The sequence below is a fragment of the Pseudomonas sp. PME37.24/006 genome, from assembly GCF_055556635.1.
The window spans coordinates 1-262 of sequence record NZ_JBVHNL010000164.1 but is presented as its reverse complement, the minus strand read 5'-3'; the positions used below and the strand labels follow the sequence as shown (position 1 = coordinate 262).

The window sequence follows — 262 nt, the reverse complement described above, 5'->3', positions numbered from 1 at the left end:
GTGGTCAATGCCGAGAGCAAGGTCGAGGCGCGTCCGGTCAAGACCGGCGGCGCACGCGGCAACAACTGGCAGGTCATCGATGGCTTGAAGGAAGGTGATCGTGTCATCGTGGAAGGCCTGCAGAAGGTCCGCCCGGGTGCCGCCGTCAAGCCGGTCCAATGGAATCCCGCGGGCACTCCCGCACAAGCTGCTGGCCAGCCGGCCAAGCAAGACGCGAGCGCCCAACAGAAAGCTAACTAAGAGGCTGCCAGATGGGAAAGTT

The 262-nt window shown here is 63.4% G+C and carries 1 protein-coding gene; it reads left to right on the top strand.

Features of this window, described 5'->3' with window-relative positions:
• On the top strand, window positions 1-240 hold a 240-nt coding region (locus ACZ3GY_RS24255; RefSeq protein WP_465912324.1), incomplete at its 5' end, for a permuted SH3 domain-containing protein.
• Window positions 241-262 lie beyond the last annotated feature (22 nt).